This is a genomic window from Limnohabitans sp. (assembly GCF_034680285.1).
Classification (GTDB): domain Bacteria; phylum Pseudomonadota; class Gammaproteobacteria; order Burkholderiales; family Burkholderiaceae_C; genus Limnohabitans_A.
In genome coordinates, this window is record NZ_JAXITC010000002.1 from 86,246 (window position 1) to 100,898 (window position 14,653).

Consider the following 14,653-nt stretch of genomic DNA (forward strand, 5'->3'; position numbering starts at 1 on the left):
ATTTTTCTGTTTGTCGATCAGCCGGTCAACGGCTCATGGCCGTTCCGTCCGGGTCATGGCCTTGCTGTTGGCTTGGAGCATCGGTGCGACTTGGGCCCAACCCGCGCCATTGCCCCTGCGCACCAGCCCTTTGCTGGAAGAGGCTGTCTCGGAGCGCCAGCGCTCCGAAGGGGCCGTATTTGTCAAGGGCGCGCAAATCACCGCACGCCCTGACATGGATCTGGTGGTGCAGGGCGAAACCAGCATCCGACGCCCCGGCTTGGCATTGAGCGCAGATCGCCTGGACTACGACCAAACGCAAGACGTGGTGGACGCCAAAGGCCAAGTGCGCATCAGCACGCCCACCAGCGTTTTTTCAGGGCCACACCTGAAACTCAAAGTGGACAGCTTCCAAGGCCGCTTTGAAAGTCCGGAATTCGAGCTGTATGCCAGCGGGGGGTACGGACAAGCCAGCGAAGTTGAGTTTGTGGACAACCAACGAACCATTGTTCGCCAAGCCAAATACACCACTTGCCGCAGAACGCCTGGCCCCGAGTGGCTCCCTGAGTGGCTGCTGAAGGCCACGAAACTGACCATCGACGAAGAAGAGTCAAGCATCCTCGCGCAAAACGTTCAGCTGCGCTTTCAGGATTTGACCGTCTTCACCGTGCCCTCCATCAGCTTGCCCCTGACCAATGAGCGCAAATCGGGTTTTTTACCGCCCCTGTTGAGTGTGGACACGGTCAACGGCATCGAGGTGGCACAGCCCTATTACTTTGACATCGCTCCCAACCGCGATGCAACGGTGACCACACATGTCATGAGCCAACGCGGCATCGCCGCCGACACCGAGTTCCGCTACCAGGAGCGCGACTACAGCGGCCAGCTGCGCCTGAACCTGATGCCCTCTGACAAGTTGCGCGACGAGCGTCGCTGGGGCTTGTCCAGTCAACACAACGGCAGTATTGACACAGGCAATGACAGCGTTGGGCGCATCGGGCTTGGCCTGACCCTGAACCGCGTCAGCGACAACAATTACTGGCGAGATTTCCCCCGCTCGGGCTTGGTGCTGACCCAACGCATCCTGCCCTCTACAGGCGTCCTGTCGTGGGGACGGGGTGACTTCAGCATGAGCGCCCAAGTGCAGCGCTGGCAAAACTTGCAAGACTCGGCTCCGCCTTATGACCGGGCCCCACAGATCACCATGCGCTATGGCCAATGGAATGCCGATGGACTCGACTGGTCGGTGATGGGCGACACCACCCGTTTTGAAGCCGATTACTCGCGCGTGGCGAGTTTGGTCAACGCCGGGACGCTGCCCCGTAACGGCGAGCGCAGTTTTGTGCAAGCCCAAGTCAGCCGTCCCTGGATTCGCCCTTGGGGATTCATGACCCCCAAACTGCAACTGCACGCCACGCGTTACCAGATGGACCGGGCGCTTGACAACGGCGCCACGGCGGTGAACCGGGTCTTGCCCACCTTCAGCCTGGATGCAGGGTTGGTGTTTGAACGCGAAACCCGCTGGTTCGGACGCGACGTGCTGCAAACCCTCGAACCCCGCGCCTTTTATGCCCGAACACCTTACAAAGACCAAAGTCTCCTGCCGGTCTACGACAGCGGTGCGACCGACTTCAACCTGTCCACCATTTACAGCGAAAACACCTATGTAGGCCATGACCGGTTGGTGGACAACAACGCCCTGACGCTGGGCGTGAGCAGCCGGTTTTTTGATGTGGGCACAGGCGCTGAAATGCTGCGGGTCGGAATGGCACAACGCATCCGGTTTTCAGACCAGCAGGTGGTTTTGCCGGGGCAAATCCCCAGCACCACGGGTCTGAGCGATATCTTGTTCGGTGCAGGCATCCGCTGGGACGACCGCTGGTCACTTGATGCCACCGTGCAGGCCAACAACCAAACGCACGACATCGCCCGGACCACCTTGCAGGGACGCTACAGCCACAGCGCTTACCGCGTGATCAATGCGGCTTACCGCGCCAACAACCAAGCAACGCCCAAGTCTGAATTTGTGGAAGTGGGCTGGCAATGGCCTTTGAGTGACCTGGTGGGCGCCACAGACCGGCAAACTGAAAACGCTTGGTCGCGAACGCCCGGACAAGGCCTGGGGCCAGACCGTTGGTACTCGGTCGGTCGACTCAACTACAGCCTGAAAGAACGCAGCCTCGTGGACACCCTGGTCGGCCTGGAATACGATGCGGGCTGCTGGCTGGGCCGAATTGCCTTTGAACGGCTCCAAACCAACATTTCCAACATCGTCGTCAGCAACGCCACCAGCGCCACCAGTCGCATTCTTTTTCAACTGGAGTTCATCGGTTTGGCACGCGTAGGCGTGAGCCCCTTGAAGAGCCTCAGTGACAACATTCCACGCTACCAATACCTGCGCGACAGCACGGTTCAACCCAGCCGGTTCCAGCACTATGAATAAATCGTTTTTTCCTGTTCGCTCGATGCTTTGGCAAACACTTTGGGCCGGTATGGGCTTGCTCAACGTGAACGCAGCCATGGCTCAAGCCAGCGCCAGCAGTGCTGCAGTCACACCTGTTCGCCAAGCCGATTTCATTGTGGCGGTGGTGAATTCAGAGCCCATCACCAACCGCGAGGTGCAGCTGTTGCGCCAACGTTTGGCCAACGATGCGGCGGCCCGCGGTGGCAACAAACCAGAAGCCTCTGAACTGACCCGCGCGGCGGTCGAGCAGCTCATCAATGAAAAGGCACAGCTTCAGCAGGCCAGAGAAAGCGGGATCAAAATTGAGACCGAAGCCGTTGATCAGGCCGAATTGAACGTGGCCAGCAGCAACCAGTTGTCGCGGGAAGACATGCACAAGCGCTTGGCTCAAGAGGGCATCTCGGTCAGTGCGTTTCGCGAACAGTTGCGCACCCAACTGACCCTCACCCGTTTGCGTGAGCGCGAGGTTGAAGGCCGTGTCCGTGTGAGCGATTTGGAAGTGGAACAATTTTTGAGTGAGCAGCTCAAGGCCCAAGCAGCCCAGGTGCCCGCCCAATTGAATTTGGGCATGGTGCTGATTGCGGTGCCCGAAAACAGCAATGAATCCGCCATCAAAGTCTTGGGCGAACGCGCTGCCGATGTGGCCCGTCGCGCCCAAACTGGCGAAAACTTCGCCGACCTGGCCAAGGCGTTTTCTCAAACGTCCGACCGGGGCGCCAATGGCGGCGAGATGGGCTTGCGCCCTGCCGACCGCTACCCTGAACTGTTTTTGGAGGCCACGCGCAACCTCAAGGCGGGTGAAGTGGCTGCGCCCGTGCGTTCTGCCGCTGGTTTTCACATCCTCAAAGTGCTGGAACGTCGCCAAGTCACCACCTTGCTGGTGACCCAAACCCGCGCCCGACATATTTTGTTGCGGCCATCGGCACAAATGTCACAGGCCCAGGCTGTGGCCAAATTGACCGACATTCGGCAAGCCGTGGTGTCCGGGAAATCCGATTTTGCGGCGCTGGCCCGCGAGATGTCGCAAGACGGCAGCGCCCAGCAAGGTGGCGATTTGGGTTGGGCCAACCCCGGCATGTTTGTGCCCGAGTTTGAACAAGTCATGAACCGCCTGCGCCCCGGCCAAGTCGCGGAACCCCTAGTCTCCCGCTTCGGAGTTCACCTGATCGAGGTGACCGATCGCCGCAATGCCCCCATGAGCGATCAAGAACAACGCACATTGGCACGCAGCGCCCTGCGCGAGAAAAAGCTCGACGAAACCTACGCCGCTTGGGTGGAAGAGATCCGTGGGCGTGCTTACGTTGAGATGCGCGAGCCCCCTCAATGAAACACATCGCCCGCAAACGGTTCGGTCAGCATTTTTTGACAGACGGCGGCATCATCGATGCCATCGTGGACGCCATCAACCCCGAAGCAGGGCAGCCGATGGTCGAAATCGGCCCAGGTCTAGCAGCCTTGACACAGCCCTTGGTGGAGCGTTTGGGCCACCTGACGGTGATCGAGCTGGACCGCGATTTGGCCGTACGCCTGCGCGAGCACCCTCACCTGTCGGTGGTGGAGTCGGACGTGTTGAAGGTCGACTTCAGGACACTGGCCTCGCAAATGCTGGCCAAAGCGCAAACGCCAGCCACCGCCGCCAAAATCCGGGTTGTGGGCAACCTGCCTTACAACATCTCCACACCCATCTTGTTCCACTTGCTGGAGCAGGTCGATGTGATCGAAGACCAGCACTTCATGCTGCAAAAAGAAGTCATTGACCGCATGGTGGCCAAGCCTGCCACCTCTGACTACAGCCGCCTGTCGGTCATGCTGCAATGGCGCTACGACATGGCCAATGTGCTGTTCGTGCCACCGGAGAGCTTTGACCCGCCCCCGCGCGTAGACAGCGCGGTGGTGCGCATGGTGCCCTTGGCCCAACCACCCGATGTCCATGTCAAAACGCTGGAGACGCTGGTGCAGGTGGCCTTCAGCCAACGCCGCAAAATTTTGCGCAACACATTGGGCAAATGGCTCGATGAAAAAGGCTTTAGCGGCACATTTGACCTGCAGCGCCGCGCCGAAGAAGTGCCTGTCGCCGAATTCGTGGCTTTGGCACAGGCCGTTTAAACCGCATTGCACACCCTGGTCGAGGACCAAACCAACGAAAAAGCCCGTCTTGAACGGGCTTTTTCATGGATGCCGCATGAGCGGCTCTCAGGGTATCAGGCTGCGGCGAGCCAGTAACCTGCGTTGAATGGGCTGCTCATGCGCAGCGCCAAAGGCGAGACATCCACCAGTTTGTCGGTGGGCATTTTTTCGCCTTCTTCGATCGATTCGGCCATCACGGCGTCCTCGGTTGTTTGTGCCTCAATCGCCCGTCCTGCTTGGCTGTTTTGCGCAGAACGGGCTACAGAAAAGAATAGAAGCATCGGAAGGGTATCTTCCTGTCTCCCCAGTAATCGGCGGTGTCACGGAAGATGTCCAGCAATTGCTCGCGGGCTTCCTTGTCAAATTTGACGTGCGCAGGAATTTGCTCCAGCACCACGATGAAGCCAGGCTGTGGGCCTGACTTGTGCAAGGGGTCGGTCATGCAGTCGTACAAGGCATCAAAGTTCTTGCCAAAGTGCGAAGGCAGCGTGAATTGCGCACCAATGAGGTCGAGCACGTCTTGTTTGCTCTGGGCTTCGGCCAGGTTGGCGTACAAAAAGTGGTGGCCCAGTCCTTGGGCGGCTTCCTGCAGATCGCTCACGCGGTAGGCGCGAATCGACTGCACGATGTTGGACCGCACGCCCTTCAGGGGCGCCTCTTGGTCGTGACGAATCGGCATGTCCATCTTCGTGGTCTTTCTCTAAAATCAACAATCAAGGCTTGACGACAATCATGCGAAAACTCGCGTAATGGTCGCTCGTGTAATAACAGGCTTCTGGCTTTCGAGGGGCTTGCCCACCACAAACGATGCGCCGCGCTCCGCGATGCTTGATACCCGGTGTTCTGACGGTGTATTCACGGTAAAACCCCCGCATCGCACGGGGCAGCAGTCGCTCACGGTTGCCAAAAACTGTCCCGTCCTTTTCGTAGGGAAAAGGACCTCCTTGATGGATAAGTTGGTACGTTTCTTGGCCTTCCCGCGGCAAGTCTGACACCCACACCGTGGGCGAGTCTTGTGCGTCGGCGGCTGGACGGGCTTGCACTGCAAGAGTGCAAATTGATAAGAACAACCCCAAAAACACCGTTATCCAGCGCTTTGGGGCGGCCATGGGTCGAGCCACCTTCATGAAAACACCTTTCAGAAGCCTCCGGGTTAACCCGAAAACTCGAAGGCGCTAGTGTGAGGCAATCGCGCTAAAAAAGCAAGCGATTGCCCAATAAACAAGCAGGACTTGTCAGGGCACTCACTGTTTAAGTGAGCGCCCGCTCTAGTTTTAAGCCTTACCGCGCCGCATTGGCATCGGCCACCGTGAGTGCCGTCATGTTCACAATCCGGCGTACCGTAGTGCTGGGCGTCAAAATGTGCACCGGTTTGGCCGCACCCAGCAAAACCGGCCCGACAGCGATGTTGCCACCGGCCGCGGTCTTGAGCAGGTTGTAGGCGATGTTGGCGGCGTCGATGTTTGGCAAAACCAGCAAATTCGCGTCACCGATCAAGCTGGAGTTGGGCATGATGACCTGGCGCGCGGCTGTGTCCAAGGCCACATCGCCGTGCATTTCGCCATCCACTTCGAGCCAAGGCGCGTTTTGACGCAACAAGGCCAACACGTCGCGCATTTTGATGGCGCTGGGTTCATTGGATGAACCGAAGTTGGAATGCGACAACAGCGCGGCTTTGGGCTGAATACCGAAACGGCGCATTTCTTCGGCAGCCATGACGGTGAATTCGGCCAATTGAGTGGCTGTGGGGTCGTAATTGACGTGGGTGTCCACCATGAAAACTTGACGACCGGGGAGCATCAGGCCATTCATGCAGGCAAATGTGTTGACGCCGGCTCGCTTGCCCACCACTTGGTCAATGTAATTCAGGTGCATGGGGTTGGTGCCCCAAGTGCCACAAATCATGCCATCCACATCGCCTTTGTGCAGCAACATGGCGCCAATGAGCGACAAACGGCGGCGCATTTCGATCTTGGCGATCGACTCGGTGACGCCTTTGCGCTCGGTCATGCGGTGGTAGGTTTGCCAGAAATCGCGGTAACGGTCGTCTTGCTCCACGTTGACCACGTCGTAGTCCAGTTCTTCTCTCAGACGCAGGCCGAATTTTTCGATGCGCTCGGCGATGACGGCTGGGCGGCCAATCAAAGTGGGGCGGGCAATGCCTTCGTCCACCACGATCTGGGAAGCGCGCAACACGCGTTCCTCTTCGCCTTCGCTGTACGCGATGCGCTTTTTCAGGGCGCGTTTGGCGGCGGTGAAGATCGGCTTCATCATGGTGCCCGAGGCGTACACAAAGCCTTGCAGGCGCTCGCGGTAGGCGTCCATGTCAGCAATCGGGCGCGAAGCCACGCCGCTCTCCGCTGCGGCTTGGGCCACGGCAGGGGCGATTTTCATCATCAGGCGCGGGTCAAACGGCTTTGGAATCAAATACTCGGGGCCAAAAGCCAGCGGCTCGCCCACATAGGCTGCCGCCACCACTTCGCTTTGCTCAGCCTGGGCAAGCTCGGCGATCGCGTGCACGGCGGCGATTTCCATCTCCAGCGTGATGGTGGTGGCGCCGCAATCCAAAGCACCCCGGAAGATGTAGGGGAAGCACAGGACGTTGTTGACCTGGTTGGGGTAATCGGTGCGGCCTGTGGCCATGATGGCGTCGTCGCGTACGGCTTTGACGTCTTCGGGGTTGATCTCGGGATTGGGATTGGCCAGCGCAAAGATCAGGGGCTTGGGGCCCATGGACTGCACCATGTCTTGCTTGAGCACACCGCCTGCCGACAGGCCCAGGAACACGTCCGCCCCGGCAATCACGTCGCGCAATGTGCGGTGCTCGGTCTTTTGCACAAACTGAATCTTGTCTTCGTCCATCAGTTCGGTGCGGCCTTCGTAGACCACACCCGCCAGGTCGGTGACCCAAATGTTTTCACGCGGAATGCCCAGCTTGACCAACAGCCCCAAGCAAGCCAAAGCTGCTGCGCCTGCGCCGGATGTGACCAGCTTGATCTTCTTGGGGTCTTTGCCCACGATTTTCAAACCGTTGAGGATCGCCGCGCCCACCACGATGGCGGTGCCGTGCTGGTCGTCGTGGAAGACCGGGATCTTCATCCGCTCGCGCAACTTGCGCTCGATGTAGAAGCAATCCGGGGCCTTGATGTCTTCGAGGTTGATGCCGCCAAAAGTGGGTTCGAGCGAAGCAATGATCTCGACCAGTTTGTCCGGGTCTTTTTCGTTGATCTCGATGTCGAACACGTCGATGCCCGAGAACTTCTTGAACAGCACGCCCTTGCCTTCCATGACCGGCTTGCTGGCCAGCGGGCCAATGTCGCCCAGGCCCAGCACGGCGGTGCCGTTGGTCACCACGCCGACCAGGTTGCCCCGGCTGGTGTATTTGAAAGCGTTGGCCGGGTCTTTGACGATTTCTTCGCAAGGTGCAGCCACACCGGGCGAGTAGGCCAGCGCCAAGTCGTGCTGGTTGACCAGCTGTTTGGTGGGGGCGATGGCGATTTTGCCGGGGGTGGGGAACTCGTGGTATTCGAGTGCGGCTTTGCGCAGTTGGGCGCGTTTTTCTTCGGCTTTAACCTTGTCGGTCATTGTTTTGGCTCCGTTGTAGGAATGTGCTGTCAGGGTTGCCGGGGTTCAGCAAACACGAGCGAAAGGCAATCATTTGTCAACGCTCTGGGCGACAGTCGGTCGATATTTTCATTGTAGACCTCGGATTCAAGTCCTGTAGCCCGGGTAATACCCTTCTCAAGTGAGTTGGCTTTTGACTTTTGCGCACAAATGGCGGTGGTTCAGCGCAAATGCTTCCAGGCTTTGTGTTGCAGGGCCTCGGTCACGCAGGTCGAGCGCGACCCTGGCAGAACTTGGCATGGAGCCCCAGCTTGCAAAAAGCCGGGTTTGTCGACCGCCAAGTAAAAGCCACAGCGCCCGCTTTGCACCATGTCTTTGGCGGCCAAGGGGTAACCCATGACGGCGTTGAACTTGCCGCAGGGCTCGCGCGGCTGCGTCACACGCAAGACCACCTCACCAAAGTCAAGGCGGTCACCAATGAACAGCTCTTGCTCGATCAGGCCTTGCAAGCTCAGGTTTTCGCCCAAATAGCCTGGCGCCAAGGGTTCTTCAAACATCGTCGCGCCATGCAACTGGCGCTGTGCCTGCCACCAAGGCAGGTGCTCCGAAGGCAAGGCGTACACCGCTTTGCTCAGGCCCCCATGGACCGACAAATCGGCTTGCTCGTCACCCGCCAGACCCAAAACACCAACCTCGATGGGACCAGCAACAGGCGTTTTGCCAATGGCCGACACCAACTTTCGCCCACCCACCATCAGGGGGCGAACCCGGCCGGTCTGGATGGCAAGCAGCGTGCCCGATAAACCCGGCGGCGAACTCGTCGGCATGGCCGCTTCAGCCACGCATCAATGCTTCGATCTCGTCGGCCTTGACCGGCACGCCGCGTGTGATCAGCTCACACCCGGTAGCGGTCACGATGGCGTCGTCTTCGATGCGGATGCCGATGTTGTGGAATGGCTCGGGCACGCCGGGGGCAGGGCGCACATACAGGCCCGGCTCGATGGTCAACACCATGCCCGGCTGCAGGATGCGGCTCGGGCGGTCCTTGATCAGCTCACCACTCAGCGGGTCTTGGCGTTCACTGACCTGGCCCACCTGCGAGGGCTCGACATAGCTGCCGCAGTCGTGCACGTCCATGCCCAGCCAATGGCCGGTGCGGTGCATGTAGAACTGGAAATAGCTGCGGTTGGCGATCACGTCTTGTGCGTTGCCCACCTTGTTTTTGTCGAGCAAGCCCACATCGAGCAGGCCCTGCGCCAGCACGGCCACGGTGGCCTCGTGCGGGTCCACAAAACGGGCACCCGCTTTGGTGGCGGCCACGGCGGCGTCTTGCGAGGCCAGCACCAAGTCGTACAAAGCGCGTTGCGGCCCGGTGAATGTGCCGTTGGCCGGGAAGGTGCGGGTGATGTCGCTGGCGTAACCGTCCAGCTCGCAACCTGAATCGATCAGCACCAAGTCACCGTTTTGGATCAAGGCCGTGTCGGCACGGTAATGCAGCACGCAGGCATTGGCACCGCCCGCCACGATGGAGCCATAGGCCGGATACTGCGAACCGCTTTGGCGGAACTCGTGCAGCAACTCGGCGTCCAGGTGGTATTCACGCACCTCTTGGCCTGCACGCAACATGGCCGCGCTGCGCTGCATGGCGCGGATGTGGGCGCGGGCGCTGATGGTGCTGGCGCGGCGCATGATGTCTTGTTCGTGTGCGTCTTTCACCAAGCGCATCTCATCGAGCAAACTGCACAGATCTCGCTGCTGCTCAGGACACAAAGCGCCGTAACGCACCCGCGCACGCACCGACTGCAGCCAGCTGTTCACCAGACTTTCCAGCCCGGTGTGGATGGCAAAGGGGTACCAAACAGTGCTGCGGTTTTCCAGCAGCTTGGGCATCTGCGCAGCCATCTCGCCGATCGGCAAAGCCCGGTTCACGCCCAAAGCAGCGGGCGCGGCTTCTGGGCCCAAACGGATACCGTCCCAGATTTCGCGCTCCAGGTCTTTGGCTTGGCAAAACAGCGTGCACTCGCCCTCGGCCGTGATCACCAAACTGGCGTGCGGCTCGGTGAAGCCGGTCAGGTAATAAAAGTAGCTGTCGTGCCGGTACAGGTAATCGCTGTCGCGGTTGCGCTGGCGCTCGGGCGCGGTGGGGATGATGGCGATCCCGCCTGCGCCCAGTTGGGCAGCGAGGCGGGCACGGCGTTGGGCGTAGATCGTGTGAGAGGTCATTTGAACATTGTAGGAGCGGTGACGCTTGTAGGAGCGGCGCCCTCGCCGCGATAGGCCAGCCATGAACTGGAAACCATCGCCCCGGGGGCGGGGCTCCCACAAAATTTCCACCCCAGTGGATCAAGGGTGACGCTCAAATGTTTAACAGCGCTAACCGCTCAGGGGTGCCCACATCGGTCCAGTCGCCCGCATACACCTCACCCGTCACCTGCCCACGGTCCATCGCCGCACGCAACAAGGGAGCCAGCGCCAGCGCGGCGCCCTGGGGGTTGCCTGCAGGCACACCGCAATCGGCAAAAAAGGCTTTTTTGTAGAGCGCAATGGTGCTGAAAGTATGGTCACGGCCTGCCGCCTCTTTGGGCAGGTTCAACACCAGGCCTTCGGCTGACAAGCCAAAGTCTCCGCCCAGGTTGTGCGCCGGGTTGGGCACCAACCACAGGTGGGCCAATGCAGGGCTGGCGGCAAAACGTTGAAAGGCCTGGGCCGTGAACACGAAATTGGGTGCAAACACATCGCCGGCCACCACCCAAAACACCTCGGCCAAGCGGGGCAGAGCGCGAACAATGCCGCCAGCGGTTTCCAGCGCCTGGCCAAAGTCCTGGCCTTCATGGGAGTAATTGATCTGCACCTCGGGCAATCCGGGCCAAATGGCGCGGTCGCCAAAGTGCGCGGGAATCTGCTCGCCCAACCAAGCGGTATTGATCAGTTGATGGGAAAAACCGCCCCGCGCCAAGGCCTGCATGGGCCACTGCATGAGTGGCTGGCCGCGCACGGTGAGCATGGGTTTGGGGGTGGTGTCGGTGAGGGGGCGCATGCGCTCGCCGCGTCCGGCAGCGAGAACCATGGCTTGGGCTGGGGCCGTAACGAGCGTAGACGGGATCGGAGCGTTTGAAATCGACATGGTGGGATGTTGCCATGCTTTCAGGCGCTCACGAGACAGAGCAAACCTACCCGTCAGTCCTACACTGTTCCCTGCACAGCCAACCCTCAGACTCCTATGACACGCCCCCTGCCCGCCGTCATTGCCGCCGCACAAAACGCCTCCGATCGCATGGCCGACCGGCACACACCTTTTGTCATGAACGACTGGTACGTGGCCGCCTTTGCCGAGGAAATCAAGGAACAACTGCTGGCCCGCACCCTGCTGGGACGCCGTCTGGTTTTTTACAGAACCAGCACGGGGCAGGTGGTGGCACTCGAAGACCGCTGCCCGCACCGCTCCATGCCACTGTCGGCTGGCACATTGACCCAAGACACTATCGTGTGCGGTTACCACGGCCTGCGCTTCAACGCCAAAGGCGACTGCATCGAAGTCCCCTCACAAGCCAACTGCCCCAAAAACGTGGGCATCCGGTCCTACCGCACCCATCAGCGCGGTGCGGTGGTTTGGATTTGGATGGGCGAGGCAGAGCTTGCCGACCTGTCCAAGCTGCCGCCACAAGACTGGATGGAGAGCCCTGAGTGGGAGCGCTCACAAGGCTATTTGAGCCTGCAAGGCAGTTATGTGCGCCTGCACGAAAACCTGCTGGACCTCACACATTTGAGTTTTTTGCACGCCAAAAGCTTTGGCACGCCCGATTACGCCAAAGCAGCTTTTGAAAGCGTTATCGGCGATGGCCAATTCGCCTTGCTGCGCAACGTGGTGCCGACCACCTTGCCCCCGGTGTGGGCCATCCCGACAGGCTTGACCGGGCAGGGCCAGGCTGCCCGAATCGTGCGCTCGGAGTTCCGCAGCCTGGGGCTGCATGAGGTGTCGGTGACTTTCTACGATTGCCACCTGCCGGAAAACGAGCGTCCCGAGTACCGCATCCGCACCGCCCACATGCCCACCCCGGAAACAACCACCAGCAGCCACTACTTCATCGTGCACGGGCGCGATTTTGCATTGGGCAAGCTCGAGACCACGCGCTTCATGCACGATCAGTTGTTTGTGGCTTTTCAAGAAGATGTGGACGGCTTGGCGCTGCAAGAGCAGGCCTTGGCCAGCACCCCACCCGAAGATTTGTACGAGTTTTCTGTAGCGGCCGATGCCCCGGCCGTGGCCATGCGCCGTTATGTGCTGGCTCGCCAGCGCCAGGAAGCACCGAACTGAAGCTGGCTTGGTTCTTCGCCCTCCCAGCGCTATCCCAGTGACTTAGGCCCCAGCGGACAACCGCTAAAATCACGGGTTTTCCCGACCTCATCACCGGAGTTGCCCCCATGGCCAATACACACAACATGGCGAACGCCATCCGCGCCCTCGCAATGGACGCCGTTCAACAAGCCAACTCCGGTCACCCCGGCGCCCCCATGGGCATGGCCGACATGGCCGTGGCGCTGTGGGGCGATCACCTGCAACACAACCCCAGCAACCCGCACTGGGCCAACCGCGACCGTTTTGTGCTGTCAAACGGCCACGGCTCCATGCTGATTTATTCGGTGCTGCATCTGACCGGCTACAAGCTGCCGATCGATGAACTCAAGAAATTCCGTACCTTGCACAGCAAAACCGCTGGCCACCCCGAAGTGGGCGTGACGCCCGGCGTGGAAACCACCACCGGCCCGCTGGGCCAAGGCATCACCAACGCCGTAGGCATGGCCCTGGCCGAAAAAATGCTGGCCGCCGAGTTCAACCAAGAAGGCCACGCCATCGTCAATCACCACACCTACGTGTTCTTGGGTGACGGCTGCCTGATGGAAGGCATCAGCCACGAAGCCGTGGCCCTGGCCGGAGCCTGGAAGCTGAACAAACTGATCGCTCTCTACGACGACAACGGCATCTCGATCGACGGCAAGGTCGCCCCTTGGTTCATCGACAACACGCCCCAGCGCTTTGCCGCTTGCGGCTGGAACGTGATCGACGCTGTGGACGGCCACGACGCAGCGGCGGTCTCCAAGGCCATCGCTACCGCCAAGCACAGCGCGGACAAACCAACCCTGATTGTCTGCAAGACCGCCATCGGCAAGGGCTCGCCCAACCGTGCAGGCACCTCCAAAGCCCACGGCGAGCCATTGGGCGCCGAAGAAATCAAGCTCACCCGCGAAGCCCTGGGCTGGACGGCCGAGCCTTTCAAGATCCCCAAAGAGGTCTATGCCGACTGGGACGCCAAAGTGGCTGGCAAAGCCCGCGAAGCCGAGTGGAACACCACTTTTGCCTCATACAAAGCCGCCTTCCCGGCACTAGCCAAAGAGTTTGTGCGCCGCATGAAGGGCGAGCTGCCCAAAAACTTCAACCAAGTGGCGTTTGACGCCGTGGTCGCAGCTCACACCAAGGGCGAAACCGTGGCCAGCCGCAAGGCCAGCCAGCTGGCGCTGGAAGCCTTCACCGCTGCCCTGCCCGAAATGCTGGGCGGCTCGGCCGACCTGACCGGCTCCAACCTGACCAACACCAAGAGCACCCCCGCTTTCCGCGTGGACTTGGCCGGTGATGTGGTCAAGACAGCAGAAGGCCAAATCGGTCGCCACATCAACTATGGCGTGCGCGAATTCGGCATGGCTGCCATCATGAACGGCGTCGCGTTACATGGCGGTTACATCCCATACGGCGGCACCTTCCTCACTTTCTCTGACTACTCACGCAACGCCATACGCATGGCCGCGCTGATGAAGCAGCGTGTGATCCATGTCTTCACCCACGACTCCATTGGTCTGGGCGAAGACGGCCCGACCCACCAGTCCATTGAGCACGCGGCCAGCCTGCGCCTGATCCCTGGCTTGGACGTGTGGCGCCCCGCCGACACGGCCGAAACCACCGTGGCCTGGGCCGTGGCACTGCAAAACGCCCACCGCCCATCGGCCCTGCTGCTGTCACGCCAAAACCTGGCTTATTCACCCAAGAGCGATCTGGGCGACATCAGCCGTGGCGCTTACGTGCTGGCCGAGCCCAGCGAAGTCGGCATCAAGAAGACCCACGGCGTGATCATCGCCACCGGCTCTGAAGTGCAACTGGCCCTGGCCGCACAAAAACTGTTGGCCGAACGGAAAATCGGTGTGCGCGTGGTCTCCATGCCCAGCACCAATGTGTTCGACCGCCAGGACACCGAATACAAGCAAAGCGTGCTGCCCAAAGGCCTGCCCCGCGTGGCGGTCGAGATGGGCTCCACCGACGGCTGGTGGAAATACGGCTGCGCCGCCGTCGTCGGCATCGACACCTACGGCGAGTCGGCCCCAGCGCCTGTGCTCTTCAAACACTTCGGCTTCACCGCCGAAAACGTGGCCGACACGGTCCACGCCGCACTGCTCAAGGCCTGATCGTTCGCCACGCCGCCCCTCACGGGGCGCTGCGTGCCACAACGGCCACTGACCGGCCGGACACCT

The 14,653-nt window shown here is 60.4% G+C and carries 12 protein-coding genes; 5 read left to right on the forward strand and 7 right to left on the reverse strand.

Translation table 11 applies throughout. The features are described from left to right. Positions 1-55: 55 nt before the first annotated feature. From SWE17_RS02190 to rsmA, 3 genes are read left to right on the forward strand one after another with little or no spacing between them, the layout of a single operon-like run. Positions 56-2,422: an LPS-assembly protein LptD gene (locus SWE17_RS02190; protein ID WP_322991495.1), complete on the forward strand. Its 2,367-nt coding sequence runs from the start codon at positions 56-58 to the stop codon at positions 2,420-2,422. Beyond that, positions 2,415-3,770 (forward strand): peptidylprolyl isomerase, encoded by a 1,356-nt coding sequence (locus SWE17_RS02195; protein ID WP_322991496.1) that lies wholly within the window; start codon positions 2,415-2,417, stop codon positions 3,768-3,770. The genes SWE17_RS02190 and SWE17_RS02195 overlap by 8 nt, the downstream gene beginning before the upstream one ends. Beyond that, entirely contained in the window at positions 3,767-4,549 is a 783-nt protein-coding gene (rsmA, locus tag SWE17_RS02200) for a 16S rRNA (adenine(1518)-N(6)/adenine(1519)-N(6))-dimethyltransferase RsmA (protein WP_322991497.1), read from the forward strand. Before SWE17_RS02195 ends, rsmA begins: the two co-directional genes overlap by 4 nt. 95 nt (positions 4,550-4,644) lie before the next feature. On the opposite strand, the gene SWE17_RS02205 is transcribed toward rsmA, so the two are convergent. The 7 genes from SWE17_RS02205 to SWE17_RS02235 form a co-directional block, all read right to left on the reverse strand. Beyond that, a complete protein-coding gene (locus SWE17_RS02205; protein ID WP_143473937.1) occupies positions 4,645-4,851 on the reverse strand; it encodes a hypothetical protein in 207 nt (68 codons plus the stop codon). Further along, positions 4,830-5,255, reverse strand: coding sequence for a barstar family protein (locus tag SWE17_RS02210; protein ID WP_100118130.1), 426 nt, complete (start codon positions 5,253-5,255; stop codon positions 4,830-4,832). Before SWE17_RS02210 ends, SWE17_RS02205 begins: the two co-directional genes overlap by 22 nt. Before the next feature lie 28 nt (positions 5,256-5,283). Beyond that, positions 5,284-5,697, reverse strand: a complete 414-nt coding sequence (locus SWE17_RS02215; protein WP_416234953.1) for a ribonuclease domain-containing protein — start codon at positions 5,695-5,697, stop codon at positions 5,284-5,286. Positions 5,698-5,851: 154 nt separating this feature from the next. Continuing rightward, positions 5,852-8,155: an NADP-dependent malic enzyme gene (locus tag SWE17_RS02220; RefSeq protein WP_322991498.1), complete on the reverse strand. Its 2,304-nt coding sequence runs from the start codon at positions 8,153-8,155 to the stop codon at positions 5,852-5,854. A gap of 200 nt (positions 8,156-8,355) precedes the next feature. Continuing rightward, positions 8,356-8,961 carry an MOSC domain-containing protein gene (locus SWE17_RS02225; protein WP_322991499.1) on the reverse strand — a complete coding sequence of 202 codons (606 nt, stop codon included), beginning with the start codon at positions 8,959-8,961 and terminating at the stop codon, positions 8,356-8,358. A gap of 7 nt (positions 8,962-8,968) precedes the next feature. Further along, positions 8,969-10,357: an aminopeptidase P N-terminal domain-containing protein gene (locus SWE17_RS02230; RefSeq protein WP_322991500.1), complete on the reverse strand. Its 1,389-nt coding sequence runs from the start codon at positions 10,355-10,357 to the stop codon at positions 8,969-8,971. Positions 10,358-10,490: 133 nt separating this feature from the next. Beyond that, positions 10,491-11,201 carry a nucleotidyltransferase family protein gene (locus SWE17_RS02235; protein ID WP_322991697.1) on the reverse strand — a complete coding sequence of 237 codons (711 nt, stop codon included), beginning with the start codon at positions 11,199-11,201 and terminating at the stop codon, positions 10,491-10,493. A 153-nt stretch (positions 11,202-11,354) separates the two neighbouring features. Between SWE17_RS02235 and SWE17_RS02240 the strand changes: the two genes are divergently transcribed. Together SWE17_RS02240 and tkt are read left to right on the forward strand one after the other, a co-directional pair. Beyond that, on the forward strand, positions 11,355-12,449 hold the full coding sequence (locus SWE17_RS02240; protein WP_322991501.1) for an aromatic ring-hydroxylating dioxygenase subunit alpha: 1,095 nt from the start codon (positions 11,355-11,357) through the stop codon (positions 12,447-12,449). 107 nt (positions 12,450-12,556) lie between these two features. Next, a complete protein-coding gene (tkt, locus tag SWE17_RS02245) occupies positions 12,557-14,587 on the forward strand; it encodes a transketolase (RefSeq protein WP_322991502.1) in 2,031 nt (676 codons plus the stop codon). The last annotated feature ends 66 nt before the right edge of the window (positions 14,588-14,653 follow it).